Raw genomic sequence first — 13,843 nt, forward strand, 5'->3', positions numbered from 1 at the left:
GTGAGCCGTCGTTCTCGATGACTCACATCCTGCTGACCTGCGACGATTCACGGATCACCCGTGACGGCGGTCTTCGCGGCCCCAGCGCCTCGCCCACGCGGGGGAGGAGCCGCCGCCCAGGTCTCCCCCCGCCGGGGGAGCGCCCGCCGTCACGAGACCCGTCTCGTACGCGCAGATGACCGCCTGGATCCGGTCGCGCAGGCCCAGCTTGGCCAGCACGTTCCCCACGTGCGTCTTCACCGTGTGGTCGCTCACCACCAGCTCCGCCGCTATCTCCGCGTTCGACAGGCCCCGCGCGAGCAGCAGCAGCGTCTCCCGCTCGCGGGCGGTCAGCACGTCGAGCCGCGGATCGGTCCGGCGCGGACCGCCGGAGGTGTACTGCTCCACGAGGCGTCGCGCCACCGACGGCGCGAGCAGTGCCTCGCCCGCCGCCACCACCCGCACCGCGTGCACCAGGTCGTCCCGGCGCACGTCCTTCAGGAGGAAGCCGCTGGCGCCCGCGTGCAGCGCCTCGTACACGTACTCGTCGGCGTCGAAGGTCGTCAGCATCACCGTCCGGCAGGCCGACGCGGCGCTGATCGCCCGGCAGGCCTCGATGCCGTCCATCCGCGGCATCCGGATGTCGAGCAGCGTCACGTCCGGCGCGTGCCGGCGCACCGCCTCCAGCGCCGCGGCGCCGTCACCCGCCTCCGCGACCACCTCGATGTCCTCCTGGACGTCCAGGATCAGCGCGAAACCGCTGCGCACCAGCTCCTGGTCGTCCGCGACCACCACCCGGATCGTCATCCCGCCTCCACAGGGAGCACCGCCCGCAGTTCGAAACCCCGGCCGCCCGGGCCCGGCCCGGCCGCCGCCGTGCCGCCGTGCGCCGCCACCCGCTCGCGCACCCCGGTCAGACCGTGGCCGCCGGAGCCGCCGGGCCGCGGCCCGCGCCCGTCGTCCGTCACCCGGACCTCCAGTTCGTCCGGCCCGTACCCGAGGCGCACCCACACCGCCCGGGCCTCCGCGTGCCGGACCACGTTCGTCAGTGCCTCCTGCACGATCCGGAACACGGTCGCGGCCGTCGCCTCCGGCAGCGGGCGCTCGGTGCCGTCCGTCGCGTACCGCACGTCGAGACCGCCGCCCCGCACCCGCGCGAGCAGCTCCGGCAGCTCGCCGAGCCCGGGCTGCGGGGCACGCGGCGCGGTGGTCGGCTCGCCGTCCCGCAACACGCCCAGCATCCGGCGCAGTTGCACCATCGCGTCGCGGCCCGTCGCGGAGATCGCCTCGAACGCGGCCTCCGCCCGCTCGGGCGCCGCCCGTACCGCCAGCGGACCCGCCTCCGCCTGGACCACCATGAGGCTCACCGCGTGCGACAGGATGTCGTGCATCTCCCGTGCGATCCGGGCCCGTTCGCGGGCCGCCGCCTGCTCCGCCTCCACCCGGTGCGCCCGCTGCCGGGCGTCCGTCAGCCGCCCGAAGGCGTACGCGGCCCCGAACACGAAGAGCGAGAAGGTCAGTTCGCGCGCGGACCGCGTGTTGAGCCACACGGACACCGGTACGGCGACCAGCAGCAGCGCCCCCGCCACCAGCCGCTTCCACGGCGGCGAGAGCACGGCGATCGTGTACACGCTCACCAGGCCCGTGTAGGGCAGCGGCTGGCCCGGCCCCTCCAGTGCGAGCCGGTACAGCGCACTCGCCGCCACGATGGCGAGCAGCACCGCCATCGGCGCGCGGCGCCGCCACACCAGCGGGACCACGGTCAGTGTCGTCAGGCCGTACGCCGGCCAGGTCGCCGGCTCCAGTTCGGGCCCGCGCGGCACCACGAACGGCATCGTCATCGCCGCCTGGACGAGCAGCGCGAGGCCGATGTCCACGGCCCACGGATTGGCCGCTCCCCAGTCGCGCAGCCGCTGGATCCCCCCTGTGCGCATTACGGCTTGCGGCCCACCGCGCCGAACTGCGCGACCTCGGCCGCCTCTGGTGCGCGCCAGCGCGCGCACGACACGATGCCCGGCTCCAGGAGGACGAGCCCGTCGAGGAAGGAGGCGAACTCGGCGCGGCCGCGCGCCGTGATCGGCGGCGTGGCGTTGGCGTTCCAGAACTCCATCGCCGCCACGTTCGCCTCGCCGCCCAGGTCGGCGTCGTAGGTCGGGTGGGTCAGGGCGAGGTAGGACCCGGAGGGCACGGCGTCCATGACGGTGCGGACGATCGAGCGGGCCTTGTCGCCGTCGATGACGAAGTTGAGGATGCCCAGCATCAACACCGCGACCGGCCGGGTGAAGTCCAGCGTTCCCGCTGCCGCCCGGATGATCCTCTCCGGGTCGTGGGCGTCCGCGTCCACGTACTCCGTGACGCCCTCGGGCGAGCTGGTGAGCAGGGCGCGGGCGTGCGTCAGGACGATCGGGTCGTTGTCGACGTAGACGATCCGGGACTCGGGGGCCACCCGCTGGGCCACCTCGTGGGTGTTGTCGGCCGTCGGCAGGCCCGTACCGATGTCCAGGAACTGGCGCACCCCGGCCTCCGCGGCCAGATGCGTCACCACCCGCCCCAGGAACGCGCGGTCCGCGCGCGCCACCGCGCCGATGCTCGGGTGGAACGACGTCACCTGGTCGCCGACGGCCCGGTCCACCGGGTAGTTGTCCTTGCCGCCCAGCCAGTAGTTCCATACGCGGGCGTTGTGCGCGATGTCGGTGCGGATCCTGTCGTTCATTCACGGCCCTTTCGCAGAACGGCGGCCAGTGTGTCGACCCGATTGGTCGTGATCGAATCGACCCCGTTTCCGATCAGCTTACGCATGCTCCACGCCGTGTCCGGAGTCCACACCGACACCAGCAGACCCGCCCGGTGCACCCGCTCCACCAGCTGCCGACTCGCCAGCCCGAAGCGGTAGTTGAGCCACTTGGGCCGCACCGCGTCGAGCAGCACGCGGCGCGGCGGCGCCAGGGTGTTCCAGGTCAGCGCGATCTCCGCGGCCGGGTCGGCCGCCCGCACGTGCAGCATCGCCGTGCCGCCCGCGCAGTAGAAGACCCGCTCGCCCGCCCCGCACTCGCGGACCGTGCCCACGATCGTGCGGACGGAACTCTCGTCGCCGCCCGGCAGGTCCAGCATCAGGCGGTGCGGCCCGGCGGCGATCAGCGCCTCCCGGAGGGTCGGGACCCCGTCCTCCGTGACCTCGCGCAGCTCCTCCAGCGTCATCGTGCCGAGCGGCCGGTCGAAGCCCCACAGCCGCTTCAGGGAGTCGTCGTGCAGCAGGACGGGCACGCCGTCCTCGGTCAGGCGCACGTCGACCTCCACCGCGTCCGCGCCCCGCTCCAACGCCGAGACGATCGAAGGGACGGTGTTCTCGCGGACGCGATAGGGGTCGCCGCGGTGGCCTACGACAATGACGGGGTCCATGACCCCATTCTCCCGACGGTCACGCCGACAGCCACTGCTCCGTGTACGTGTCGATCTCCTCCACCAGGCGCGCCTTGCCCGCCTCGTCCAGGAAGGAGGCCTCCACCGCGTTCTTCGCGAGCGCCGCCAGACCGCGCTCGTCCAGGTCGAGGAGACGGGCGGCCACCGCGTACTCGTTGTTCAGGTCCGTGCCGAACATCGGCGGGTCGTCGCTGTTGATCGTCACCAGCACACCCGCGTCCACCATCTGCCTGATCGGGTGGTCCTCCATGCGCTCCACCGCGCGCGTCGCGATGTTCGAGGTAGGACACACCTCCAGCGCGATGCGGTGCTCCGCCAGGTGCTCGAGCAGCACCGGGTCCTGCACCGAGCTGGTGCCGTGGCCGATGCGCTCCGCACCCAGCTCGTTCAGGGCGTCCCAGACCGTCTCCGGGCCCGTGGTCTCGCCGGCGTGCGGCACCGAGCGCAGCCCGGCCGCCCGGGCGCGGTCGAAGTACGGCTTGAACTGCGGGCGCGGCACCCCGATCTCCGGGCCGCCGAGGCCGAACGAGACCAGGCCCTCCGGGCGCAGCTCGACCGCGAGGCGCGCGGTCTCCTCCGCCGCCTCCAGACCGGCCTCGCCCGGGATGTCGAAGCACCAGCGCAGCACGACGCCGAGCTCGGCCTCGGCCGCCTTGCGGGCGTCCTCGATCGCCGCCATGAACGCGCGCTCGTCGATGCCGCGGCGCGTCGAGCTGTACGGGGTGATGGTCAGCTCCGCGTAGCGGATGTTCTGACGGGCCATGTCCCGGGCCACCTCGTACGTGAGGAGCCGCACGTCCTCCGGGGTACGGACCAGGTCCACGACGGAGAGGTAGACCTCGATGAAGTGGGCGAAGTCCGTGAACGTGAAGTAGTCGGCGAGGGCGTCCGGGTCCGTCGGCACCTTGGAGTCGGGGTGCCGGGCGGCCAGCTCGGCGACGATGCGGGGCGAGGCGGAGCCGACGTGGTGCACGTGCAGCTCCGCCTTCGGCAGCCCCGCGATGAAGGAGTGAAGGTCGGTCATCGGGTCATCGTAGGCCGGAGACATCCCCCTGATGGCGTAGGTCGTAGCATGGCGTGACCACGATGGGGGAGGCCCATGTCCGACAACAACGACCAGCCCGCGGACCCGTGGGCTCCGCCGAATCAGGACGGCGTCGAACTGAGCAAGGGGGCGGGCGGCGGGCCCGGCGCGGCCACGCCGCCGGTGCACGACCAGCCGACCATGGCGGCCATGCCGGGCGCCGAGCTCCCGCCGCCGCCGGCGGCGCCGGGGACGACCGGAGGGACGTTCGGGTACCCGACCGCGCCTCCCGTGTCGGCGAACCCGACGCCCGGGTACGGCTACCCGGCGGCGCCGCCGGCTCCGTACCCCACGTACGGCGCGGGATACCCGCAGCCGGGGTGGGGACAGCAGCCGTCGAACGGACTCGGGATCGCCGCGATGGTGCTGGGCATCATCGCGGTGGCGGGCTTCTGCTTCTACGGACTCGGCGCGATCCTGGGCATCCTCGCGCTGATCTTCGGCATCATCGGCCTGAAGAAGGCCAACCGCGGTGAGGCGACCAACCGGGGCATGGCGATCGCGGGCATCGTGCTCGGCTCGGTCGGCATCCTGGTGGGCGCCGCCTTCCTGAGCTTCATGATCTGGGCCATCGCGACGGACCAGGATCGCCGGAACGACAGCAACGACCCCTGGGAGACCAGCCTGGTCGTCGACGCGCGTCGCTAGGACGCGCGGGAACGGGTGCGTGGGGGCCGCTCCTGTGCGGCCCCCGCTCCCGTTCGTCCGGTGCTCACCGGGACAACCGCTCCCGCGCCTCCATCAGCGCGAAGCCCAGCAGGTTCAGCCCCCGCCAGCGGTCGGGGTCGCCCGCCCTCGGGTCGTCGGCCGCCAGGCCGATGCCCCAGACCCGGTCCACCGGGCTGGCCTCCACGAGCACGCGGTTGCCCGTGCCGAGGAGGAAGCCCCTGAGGGCTTCGTCGGACGCGAACTTGTGCACGCTGCCGGCGACGACGATCTCGAACCGCTTCTGCTGCCAGGTCGCCTCGTCGAAGCCGCGGACCAGGCGGCCGGCGTTCTTCGCCGCCGCGGGGGAGGTCGCCGTGAGCGCCGCCCGCTCGGCCTCGGCGTCACCGAAGAGCCGTGCCTTCTCCGCCATCATCCAGTGCTCGGCGGTCGCGTAGCGCACGCCCTCCACTTCGAAGGGTGACGGCCACCACTGGCTCAGACAGCTCGCCGAGAGCCGGCCGGAGGGGTGCGGGCGGTGGCCCCAGAAGTGCAGCCATTTCACCCGATCGCCTCGCCTGACCTGCTGTTTCAATCTCTCCAGATCACTCATGCATGCCACTGTTTCAGTTGCCACGGACAGTCCGTACGGCAATTTCCGGCCGTGCTCGACACTTGGTCGACCGATTCCGTCGCGTAACCAAAAGGCAACAACGGAATCACTTGTTGGACCTGTCTCCCTCTGTCAGGATCGGCACTCAACTCGAGCTGGAACAACGGAGAGCGTCATGGGCAACCGCTTCCAGGTGTCGGATCGCTTCGCGGACGGCGCGCAGTACATCGGAGGGCGGCTCCGCCCCGGGACCTCGGAGGACGAGCACAGCGTCATCGATCCGGCGACCGGGAAGAGCGTCCACACCTACCGGCTGGCGTCCACCGCCGACGTGGACGAGGCCGTCGCCGCCGCCAAGGAGGCGTTTCCCGGCTGGTCGGGCGCCACTCCCGGCGAGCGTTCGGACGCCCTGCACCGTCTCGCCGGCGTGCTGGCCGAGCGCGCGGAGGAGTTCGCCCAGGTCGAGTCGCTGCAGTGCGGCAAGCCGATCAAGCTGACCCGTGAGTTCGACGTGCCGGGGACCGTGGACAACACGGCCTTCTTCGCCGGGGCCGCCCGCCACCTCCAGGGGCAGTCCGCGGGCGAGTACTCCGGTGACCACACCTCCTACGTACGGCGCGAGGCCGTGGGCGTCGTCGGTTCGATCGCCCCCTGGAACTATCCGCTGCAGATGGCCGCCTGGAAGATCCTTCCGGCCGTGGCGGCGGGCAACACGATCGTCCTGAAGCCGGCCGAGCTGACGCCGCTGACCTCGCTGATGTTCGCGCAGGCGGCGACCGAGGCCGGGATCCCCGACGGCGTCGTCAACGTGGTGACCGGCGCCGGGCGGACCGCCGGCGAACACCTCGTCGGCCACCCCGACGTGGCCATGACCTCCTTCACCGGCTCCACCGGCGTCGGCAGGCGGGTCGCCGAGATCGCCACGGCCACCGTCAAGCGGCTCCACCTGGAGCTGGGCGGCAAGGCCCCGTTCGTCGTCTTCGACGACGCCGACCTGGAGGCCGCCGCCCACGGCGCCGTCGCCGCCTCGCTCATCAACAGCGGGCAGGACTGCACCGCCGCCACCCGGGCCTACGTGCAGCGTCCGCTGTTCGACGCCTTCGTCACCCGGGTCGCGGAGCTGATGGAGACGGTACGGCTCGGGGACCCGTTCGACCCCTCGACCGACCTCGGGCCGCTCGTCAGCCACGCCCAGCGGGACCGGGTCGCCGGCTTCGTCGAGCGGGCCCGTGGCTACGCGACCGTCGTCACCGGAGGCGAAGCCCCTGGTGGCGAGCTGAAGGACGGCGCATACTACCGTCCCACCCTGATCACCGGGGCCGCGCAGGACAGCGAGGTCGTGCAGTCGGAGATCTTCGGACCGGTCCTCGTGGCCCTGCCCTTCGACGGTGACGACGAGGGCATCCGGCTCGCCAACGACACCCCGTACGGGCTCGCCGCCTCCGCCTGGAGCCGTGACGTCTACCGGGCGAACCGGGCCACGCGCGAGATCAAGGCCGGATGCGTGTGGGTCAACGACCACATCCCGATCATCAGCGAGATGCCGCACGGGGGCTACAAGGCCTCCGGCTTCGGAAAGGACATGTCCGTGTACTCCTTCGAGGAGTACACGCAGGTGAAGCACGTGATGTACGACAACACGGCGGTGCCGGCCAAGGACTGGCACCGCACGATCTTCGGGGACCGATAGCAGATCAGCCGTCCGACCAGCGGCGAACCCATCCCGAAAGGGCACAGCGCATGGAGCAGTACCAGCCGGACAGCCTGTCCGCCGCTCAGATAGCGGCGATGCGGCGCAGCCTGACGAGTGGCCGGGGCGCCCTCAGCCGCCGTTCGGTGCTGCGCGCCGGAGGCGTCGGCGCGCTCACCGTCGGCGGCCTCGCGGGGCTGAGCGCCTGCGGCATCCCGCCGGCCAAGCGGGAGGGCGAAGGCCCGGCGTCCACGGACTTCTCGGCCAAGGAGAAGGTGCTCAGCTTCTCCAACTGGACCGAGTACATGGACGTCAGCGAGGACGAGAAGTCCCGGCCGACCCTGGAGGCCTTCGCCAAACGGACCGGCATCAAGGTCAAGTACACCGAGGACATCAACGACAACGTCGAGTTCTTCGGCAAGATCAAGCCGCAGCTCGCGGCCGGCCAGGACACCGGCCGTGACCTGATCTGCGTGACCGACTGGCTCGCCGCCCGCATCATCCGGCTGGGATGGGCGCAGAAGCTGGACCCGGCGCACCTGCCGAACGCGTACGCCAACCTGTCCGCGCAGTTCCGCCGGCCCGACTGGGACCCGGGCCGGGCCTACTCGTACCCGTGGACCGGCATCTCCACCGTCATCGCCTACAACTCCAAGGCGACCGGCGGCAAGAAGGTCGACTCCGTCACGCAGCTGCTCGACGACCCCGCGCTCAAGGGCCGGGTCGGCTTCCTGACCGAGATGCGGGACTCGGTCGGCATGACGCTCCTCGACATGGGCAAGGACCCGGGCACGTTCACCGACGCCGACTTCGACGCCGCGATCGGGCGGCTGCAGAAGGGCGTCGACAAGAAGCAGATCCGCCGCTTCACCGGCAACGACTACACGTCCGACCTGGACAAGGGCGACCTGGCGGCCTGTCTGGCGTGGGCCGGTGACGTGATCCAGCTCCAGGCCGACAACCCGGACATCAAGTTCGCCATCCCGTCCGCCGGCTACATCACGTCCAGCGACAACCTGCTCGTCCCGGCGAACTCCCGGCACAAGACCAACGCCGAGAAGCTCATCGACTACTACTACGAGCTCCCGGTGGCCGCGCAGCTCGCGGCGTACATCAACTACGTCTGCCCGGTCGACGGGGTGAAGGACGAGCTCGCCAAGATCGACCCGGAGCTCGCGAACAACACACTGATCCTCCCGGACAAGGCGATGGCGGCGAAGTCGCGCGCCTTCCGCTCGCTCAGCAGCGCGGAGGAGACGGCGTACGAGGAGAAGTTCGCCAAGCTCATCGGTGCCTGAGGCCGTCGTCCGTTCCTTCACGAATACCGGGATCCCATCCATGACTGACAAGACTGCTCACACTGGCAAGAACACGGGCGGCGGCGACGTCCGTCTCTCCGGCATCAGCAAGTCCTACGGCTCCTTCACCGCCGTGCACCCGCTCGACCTGACGATCCCGCAGGGCTCGTTCTTCGCCCTGCTCGGCGCCTCCGGCTGCGGCAAGACGACCACGCTGCGGATGATCGCCGGCCTGGAGGACCCGACGACGGGCACCGTCTTCCTCGGCGACCGCGACGTCACCGACCTCCCGCCGTACAAGCGGCCGGTGAACACGGTCTTCCAGTCCTACGCGCTCTTCCCGCACATGGACATCTTCGAGAACATCGCCTTCGGTCTGCGCCGGCGCGGCATCAAGTCGGTGAAGTCGCAGGTGGACGAGATGATCGAGCTCGTGCAGCTCGGCGAGCACGCCCACAAGAAGCCGCACCAGCTCTCCGGCGGCCAGCAGCAGCGCGTCGCCGTGGCCCGCGCGCTCATCAACCACCCGCAGGTGCTGCTGCTCGACGAGCCGCTCGGCGCCCTCGACCTCAAGCTGCGCCGCCAGATGCAGCTGGAGCTCAAGCGCATCCAGACCGAGGTGGGCATCACCTTCGTGCACGTCACCCACGACCAGGAGGAGGCCATGACCATGGCCGACCAGGTCGCGGTGATGAACGGCGGCCGGGTCGAGCAGCTGGGCGCGCCCGCCGACCTCTACGAGAACCCGCAGACCACCTTCGTCGCGAACTTCCTCGGCACCTCGAACCTGATCGAGGCGGAGGTCGTCGAGACCGGCGGCGACGTCCTCGTCACCGCCGGCGGCGGCAAGCTCCGCGTGCCCGGCGAGCGCTGTACCTCCGCCGTGCGCGTGGGCGGCAACGTGCTCGTCGGCGTACGGCCCGAGAAGATCTCGCTGACGCACGCCGACGACGCCGGCGAGATCGCGGACGGCCGCAACCGGGTGACCGGGCGGATCGCCGACTCCTCGTTCATCGGCGTCTCCACCCAGTACGTGGTGAACTCCCCGGCCGGCGCCGAGCTCCAGGTGTACGAGCAGAACATCGAGCGCGACAGCCGTCTGGTGCCCGGCGCCGAGGTCGTCCTGCACTGGAACCCGGCCCACACCTTCGGCCTCGACGCCGCCCAGGACATCGACGCCGGCGTGGAGACGGTGGAGGACTCGCTGTGAGCGACGCACGCGAGGCCACCGGCCCGCAGCCGACGACGATTCCCGCACCTCCGGGCCTCGCGGGCGGAGAAGCGAACGAAGGAGGCCGCGCATGAGCGCCACCCTGGTCAAGGAGACCCCGCCCATAGAGGAACCGGTCCTCCGCAAGCCCTCCACCCGCCGGCGGCTCGTGCCGTACTGGCTCCTGCTGCCCGGCATCGTCTGGCTGCTCGTCTTCTTCGCGCTGCCGATGGTCTACCAGGCCTCCACCTCGGTGCAGACCGGCTCCCTGGAGAAGGGCTTCGAGGTCACCTGGCACTTCCAGACCTACTGGGAGGCCTTCCAGGAGTACTGGCCGCAGTTCGTCCGCTCGCTGCTCTACGCGGGCACCGCGACGCTGCTCTGCCTGCTGCTCGGCTACCCGCTGGCGTACCTCATCGCCTTCAAGGCCGGGCGCTGGCGCAACCTGCTCCTGGTCCTCGTCATCGCGCCCTTCTTCACCAGCTTCCTGATCCGGACGCTGGCGTGGAAGACGATCCTCGCGGACGACAGCCTGGTGGTCGACGCGCTGAACACGCTGCACGTGCTCGACGTGACCAGCTGGCTCGGCTGGACCGAGGGCAACCGGGTGCTCGCCACCCCGATGGCCGTCGTCGCCGGTCTCACGTACAACTTCCTGCCCTTCATGATCCTTCCGCTCTACACCTCCCTGGAGCGCATCGACGGCCGGCTGCACGAGGCCGCGCAGGACCTCTACGCCTCCCCGGCCACCACCTTCCGCAAGGTGACCTTCCCGCTGTCCATGCCGGGCGTCGTCTCCGGCACGCTGCTCACCTTCATCCCGGCGAGCGGTGACTACGTCAACGCCGAACTGCTCGGCTCCACCGACACCAAGATGGTCGGCAACGTCATCCAGTCGCAGTTCCTGCGCGTCCTGGACTATCCGACGGCCGCCGCCCTGTCGTTCATCCTCATGGCGATCGTGCTGCTCATGGTCACCGTCTACATCCGCCGTGCGGGAACGGAGGACCTGGTCTGATGCAGTGGCTGCGGAAGAATCTCGTCGTCATCGCGGGCCTGCTCACGCTCGCGTACCTGATCCTGCCGAACGTCGTCGTCATGGCGTTCTCGTTCAACAAGCCGAACGGGCGCTTCAACTACGCGTGGCAGCAGTTCTCCCTGGACGCCTGGAAGGACCCCTGCGGCGTCGCCGACCTGTGCGAGTCGCTCACGCTCTCGCTCCAGCTCGCCGCGTGGGCCACGGTCGGCGCGGTCGTCCTCGGCACGATGATCGCGTTCGCGCTGGTCCGCTACCGCTTCCGGGCGCGCGGCGCGATCAACTCGCTGATCTTCCTGCCGATGGCGATGCCCGAGGTCGTGATGGCCGCCTCGCTGCTCACCCTGTTCCTCAACATGGGGGCCGAGCTGGGCTTCTGGACGGTCCTCATCGCCCACATCATGTTCTGTCTGTCGTTCGTCGTGACGGCGGTCAAGGCGCGCGTGATGTCCATGGACCCGCGCCTGGAGGAGGCGGCACGCGACCTGTACGCGGGTCCCGTGCAGACCTTCCTCAGGGTGACGCTGCCGATCGCCGCACCCGGCATCGCGGCCGGCGCGCTGCTCGCCTTCGCGCTCTCGTTCGACGACTTCATCATCACCAACTTCAACGCGGGCTCCACCGTGACCTTCCCCATGTTCGTCTGGGGCTCGGCGCAGCGCGGAACCCCCGTCCAGATCAACGTCATCGGCACGGCGATGTTCGTCATCGCGGTACTGGTGGTCGTGGCCGGGCAGATCATCACGAACCGGCGCAAGAAAACAGCAACAGCCTGACATCAGCGCCTGACCGGCAGCCGAGCCGGTCAGGCACCGAAGGAGTTGGAAACCATGGCCCCAGTCGCCATGCGTCTCGCTGCACAATCTCTCTCCGACGCCCAGCCCGTCCCCTTCTGGCTGGAAGACCCCGGCAAGCCCGGAGCCCTGCCCGCCCTCACCGGCCCCGAGCGGTGCGACCTGCTCGTGGTGGGCGGCGGCTACAGCGGACTGTGGACCGCGCTCCTCGCCAAGGAGCGCGACCCCTCCCAGGATGTCGTACTGGTCGAAGGCCGCGAGGTGGGCTGGGCCGCCTCGGGCCGCAACGGCGGCTTCTGCGCCGCCAGCCTCACCCACGGCTTCGGCAACGGCCTCGCCCGCTGGCCGGGCGAGCTGCCGAAGCTGGAGCGGATGGGCGAGCGGAACCTCGACGCCATCGAGGAGGCCGTCGCCCGCTACTCCCTCGACTGCGACTTCGAGCGCACCGGCGAGATCGACGTGGCCACCGAGGCCTACCAGGTCGACGAGCTGCACGAGTGGTACGAGGAGGCCGGGCGGCTCGGCATGGCCGAGGGCCTCGAACTCCTGGACCGCGACGCGGTGCGCGCCGAGGTCGACTCGCCGACCTTCCAGGGCGGCCTGTGGGACCGCCGCGGGGTCGCCATGCTGCACCCGGCCAAGCTGGCCTGGGGCCTGAAGCGGGCCTGCCTCGACCTGGGCGTGCGGATCTTCGAGAACACCCCGGCGCTCGACCTGGTGCCGGCCGGCGGCGGCATGGCCGTGCGCACCCCGTACGGCCGGGTCGCGGCCCGCCGGGTGGCGCTCGGCACCAACGTCTTCCCGTCGCTGGTCAAGCGGCTGCGGCACTACACCGTCCCGGTGTACGACTACGCGCTGATGACGGAGCCGCTGAGCCCGGAGCAGCTGGCGTCGGTGGGCTGGAAGAACCGTCAGGGCCTCGGCGACTCCGCCAACCAGTTCCACTACTTCCGGATCACCGCGGACAACCGCATCCTCTGGGGCGGTTACGACGCGATCTACCGCTTCGGCGGCAGGGTGGCCGCCGAGATGGACCACCGCCCGGAGACGTACCTGAAGCTGGCCCAGCACTTCTTCACCTGCTTCCCGCAGCTGGAGGGCCTGCGCTTCAGCCACGCCTGGGGCGGGGCGATCGACACCTGCTCGCGCTTCTCGGCCTTCTTCGGCACGGCGCACCAGGGCAAGGTGGCGTACGCGCAGGGCTACACGGGCCTCGGCGTGGGCGCGACCCGGTTCGGCGCCGACGTGATGCTGGACCTGCTGGCGGGGGAGCGGACCGAGCGGACCGAGCTCCGGATGGTGCGCTCCAAGCCGCTGCCGTTCCCGCCGGAGCCGATCGCGTGGGCGGGCATCGGGATCACCAAGTGGTCGCTGGCCCGCGCCGACGAGAACGGCGGCCGGCGGAACCTGTGGCTGAAGACGATGGACCGGCTGGGCCTCGGCTTCGACAGCTGAGCACGCCGGACGTGATCCAGATCACAACCGATGGGTAGGGAACCCGCGTCATAGTCGCGGGGCGGCCCTCTCTCTCCCTGTGGATTCCGCGACCCGCGGGTCCGCGAGGAGAGAGAGGGCTTCGTCATGACTGGTACGGGGACGGGTGCGGGGGCCGCGGAGGCCAGGGCCGTCGTGGAGTGGCTGGCCTCGGTCGCGCCGGATCCCGACGCCTGCCGCTGGGAGTGGGAGCGCAGCCCGCACGGGGTCGCGCTGCTGCCGGCCGGCCGGCGCTGGGACGTGCTGATCCTGCCGGCCGGGCTCGGCTATCCGACGCTCGACGTGCTGACGCGACTGGTGGACCGGCCGGGCCCGGTCCTCGCCGACTTCGGCGACGCCCGGATGGGCTTCTTCGTCCCGCCGGGCACCGCGGCCCGCTGGCTGGGCACCGGGGTGCGCAGTGCGGGTGCGGGGACCTGGATCGTGGTGCCGTACCCGGGCCGGGCGACCGGCGGGACGCGGTGGCTGGTGGCGCCGGACGCGGCGGGCACGCTCACGGACGCCTCGGTGCTCGAGCTCGCCATGCACGAGGCGGCGGGTCAACTCGCCCGCGACGAAGGGGGGACGGGGGCCCGCTGAC

General features: G+C 71.0%; 14 protein-coding genes. 8 read left to right on the top strand and 6 right to left on the bottom strand.

Annotation, left to right across the window (positions count from 1 at the left end):
• Nucleotides 1-54: 54 nt before the first annotated feature.
• The 5 genes from ACFY8W_RS22790 to ACFY8W_RS22810 are packed head-to-tail and all read right to left on the bottom strand — an operon-like array spanning nt 55 to nt 4,423.
• Nucleotides 55-786, bottom strand: coding sequence for a response regulator (locus ACFY8W_RS22790; RefSeq protein ID WP_391108051.1), 732 nt, complete (start codon nt 784-786; stop codon nt 55-57).
• Entirely contained in the window at nt 783-1,913 is a 1,131-nt protein-coding gene (locus ACFY8W_RS22795) for a histidine kinase (RefSeq protein WP_391108054.1), read from the bottom strand. The genes ACFY8W_RS22790 and ACFY8W_RS22795 overlap by 4 nt, the downstream gene beginning before the upstream one ends.
• Nucleotides 1,913-2,692: an SAM-dependent methyltransferase gene (locus ACFY8W_RS22800; protein ID WP_391108057.1), complete on the bottom strand. Its 780-nt coding sequence runs from the start codon at nt 2,690-2,692 to the stop codon at nt 1,913-1,915. The genes ACFY8W_RS22795 and ACFY8W_RS22800 overlap by 1 nt, the downstream gene beginning before the upstream one ends.
• The gene (locus ACFY8W_RS22805; RefSeq protein ID WP_391108060.1) at nt 2,689-3,378 is read right to left on the bottom strand and encodes a glycerophosphodiester phosphodiesterase family protein; all 690 of its coding nucleotides are present in this window, start codon (nt 3,376-3,378) and stop codon (nt 2,689-2,691) included. The genes ACFY8W_RS22800 and ACFY8W_RS22805 overlap by 4 nt, the downstream gene beginning before the upstream one ends.
• A 19-nt stretch (nt 3,379-3,397) precedes the next feature.
• Complete coding sequence (locus tag ACFY8W_RS22810; RefSeq protein ID WP_391108063.1) at nt 3,398-4,423, bottom strand: adenosine deaminase; 1,026 nt, start codon at nt 4,421-4,423, stop codon at nt 3,398-3,400.
• Nucleotides 4,424-4,498: 75 nt separating this feature from the next.
• Between ACFY8W_RS22810 and ACFY8W_RS22815 the strand changes: the two genes are divergently transcribed.
• On the top strand, nt 4,499-5,131 hold the full coding sequence (locus ACFY8W_RS22815) for a DUF4190 domain-containing protein (protein ID WP_391108065.1): 633 nt from the start codon (nt 4,499-4,501) through the stop codon (nt 5,129-5,131).
• A 64-nt stretch (nt 5,132-5,195) separates the two neighbouring features.
• Here ACFY8W_RS22815 and ACFY8W_RS22820 read toward each other — a convergent pair whose 3' ends face one another.
• Nucleotides 5,196-5,741, bottom strand: coding sequence for an NADAR domain-containing protein (locus tag ACFY8W_RS22820; protein WP_391108067.1), 546 nt, complete (start codon nt 5,739-5,741; stop codon nt 5,196-5,198).
• A 175-nt stretch (nt 5,742-5,916) separates the two neighbouring features.
• Between ACFY8W_RS22820 and ACFY8W_RS22825 the strand changes: the two genes are divergently transcribed.
• From ACFY8W_RS22825 to ACFY8W_RS22855, 7 genes are all read left to right on the top strand, one after another.
• On the top strand, nt 5,917-7,431 hold the full coding sequence (locus tag ACFY8W_RS22825; protein ID WP_391108068.1) for an aminobutyraldehyde dehydrogenase: 1,515 nt from the start codon (nt 5,917-5,919) through the stop codon (nt 7,429-7,431).
• A gap of 50 nt (nt 7,432-7,481) precedes the next feature.
• Nucleotides 7,482-8,729 carry an extracellular solute-binding protein gene (locus tag ACFY8W_RS22830; RefSeq protein WP_391108070.1) on the top strand — a complete coding sequence of 416 codons (1,248 nt, stop codon included), beginning with the start codon at nt 7,482-7,484 and terminating at the stop codon, nt 8,727-8,729.
• A 40-nt stretch (nt 8,730-8,769) separates the two neighbouring features.
• Nucleotides 8,770-9,939 (top strand): polyamine ABC transporter ATP-binding protein, encoded by a 1,170-nt coding sequence (locus tag ACFY8W_RS22835; RefSeq protein WP_391108072.1) that lies wholly within the window; start codon nt 8,770-8,772, stop codon nt 9,937-9,939.
• 91 nt (nt 9,940-10,030) lie between these two features.
• On the top strand, nt 10,031-10,957 hold the full coding sequence (locus ACFY8W_RS22840; RefSeq protein WP_391108074.1) for an ABC transporter permease subunit: 927 nt from the start codon (nt 10,031-10,033) through the stop codon (nt 10,955-10,957).
• Complete coding sequence (locus ACFY8W_RS22845; protein WP_384421717.1) at nt 10,957-11,751, top strand: ABC transporter permease; 795 nt, start codon at nt 10,957-10,959, stop codon at nt 11,749-11,751. Before ACFY8W_RS22840 ends, ACFY8W_RS22845 begins: the two co-directional genes overlap by 1 nt.
• 54 nt (nt 11,752-11,805) lie before the next feature.
• A complete protein-coding gene (locus ACFY8W_RS22850) occupies nt 11,806-13,224 on the top strand; it encodes an FAD-dependent oxidoreductase (RefSeq protein ID WP_391108076.1) in 1,419 nt (472 codons plus the stop codon).
• Between the two features lie 126 nt (nt 13,225-13,350).
• Complete coding sequence (locus ACFY8W_RS22855; RefSeq protein ID WP_391108079.1) at nt 13,351-13,842, top strand: hypothetical protein; 492 nt, start codon at nt 13,351-13,353, stop codon at nt 13,840-13,842.
• The last annotated feature ends 1 nt before the right edge of the window (nt 13,843 follow it).

Origin of the sequence: Streptomyces sp. NPDC012637, from assembly GCF_042954805.1 — a bacterium.
In the GTDB taxonomy this organism is placed as follows: domain Bacteria; phylum Actinomycetota; class Actinomycetes; order Streptomycetales; family Streptomycetaceae; genus Streptomyces.

Coding starts and splice junctions, on each gene's coding strand:
- ACFY8W_RS22845 (WP_384421717.1), top strand. CDS start 10,957: ATGCAGTGGCTGCGGAAGAATCTCGTCGTCATCGCGGGCCTGCTCACG.
- ACFY8W_RS22815 (WP_391108065.1), top strand. CDS start 4,499: ATGTCCGACAACAACGACCAGCCCGCGGACCCGTGGGCTCCGCCGAAT.
- ACFY8W_RS22800 (WP_391108057.1), bottom strand. CDS start 2,692: ATGAACGACAGGATCCGCACCGACATCGCGCACAACGCCCGCGTATGG.
- ACFY8W_RS22790 (WP_391108051.1), bottom strand. CDS start 786: ATGACGATCCGGGTGGTGGTCGCGGACGACCAGGAGCTGGTGCGCAGC.
- ACFY8W_RS22825 (WP_391108068.1), top strand. CDS start 5,917: ATGGGCAACCGCTTCCAGGTGTCGGATCGCTTCGCGGACGGCGCGCAG.
- ACFY8W_RS22830 (WP_391108070.1), top strand. CDS start 7,482: ATGGAGCAGTACCAGCCGGACAGCCTGTCCGCCGCTCAGATAGCGGCG.
- ACFY8W_RS22820 (WP_391108067.1), bottom strand. CDS start 5,741: ATGAGTGATCTGGAGAGATTGAAACAGCAGGTCAGGCGAGGCGATCGG.
- ACFY8W_RS22850 (WP_391108076.1), top strand. CDS start 11,806: ATGGCCCCAGTCGCCATGCGTCTCGCTGCACAATCTCTCTCCGACGCC.
- ACFY8W_RS22795 (WP_391108054.1), bottom strand. CDS start 1,913: ATGCGCACAGGGGGGATCCAGCGGCTGCGCGACTGGGGAGCGGCCAAT.
- ACFY8W_RS22840 (WP_391108074.1), top strand. CDS start 10,031: ATGAGCGCCACCCTGGTCAAGGAGACCCCGCCCATAGAGGAACCGGTC.
- ACFY8W_RS22855 (WP_391108079.1), top strand. CDS start 13,351: ATGACTGGTACGGGGACGGGTGCGGGGGCCGCGGAGGCCAGGGCCGTC.
- ACFY8W_RS22835 (WP_391108072.1), top strand. CDS start 8,770: ATGACTGACAAGACTGCTCACACTGGCAAGAACACGGGCGGCGGCGAC.
- ACFY8W_RS22805 (WP_391108060.1), bottom strand. CDS start 3,378: ATGGACCCCGTCATTGTCGTAGGCCACCGCGGCGACCCCTATCGCGTC.
- ACFY8W_RS22810 (WP_391108063.1), bottom strand. CDS start 4,423: ATGACCGACCTTCACTCCTTCATCGCGGGGCTGCCGAAGGCGGAGCTG.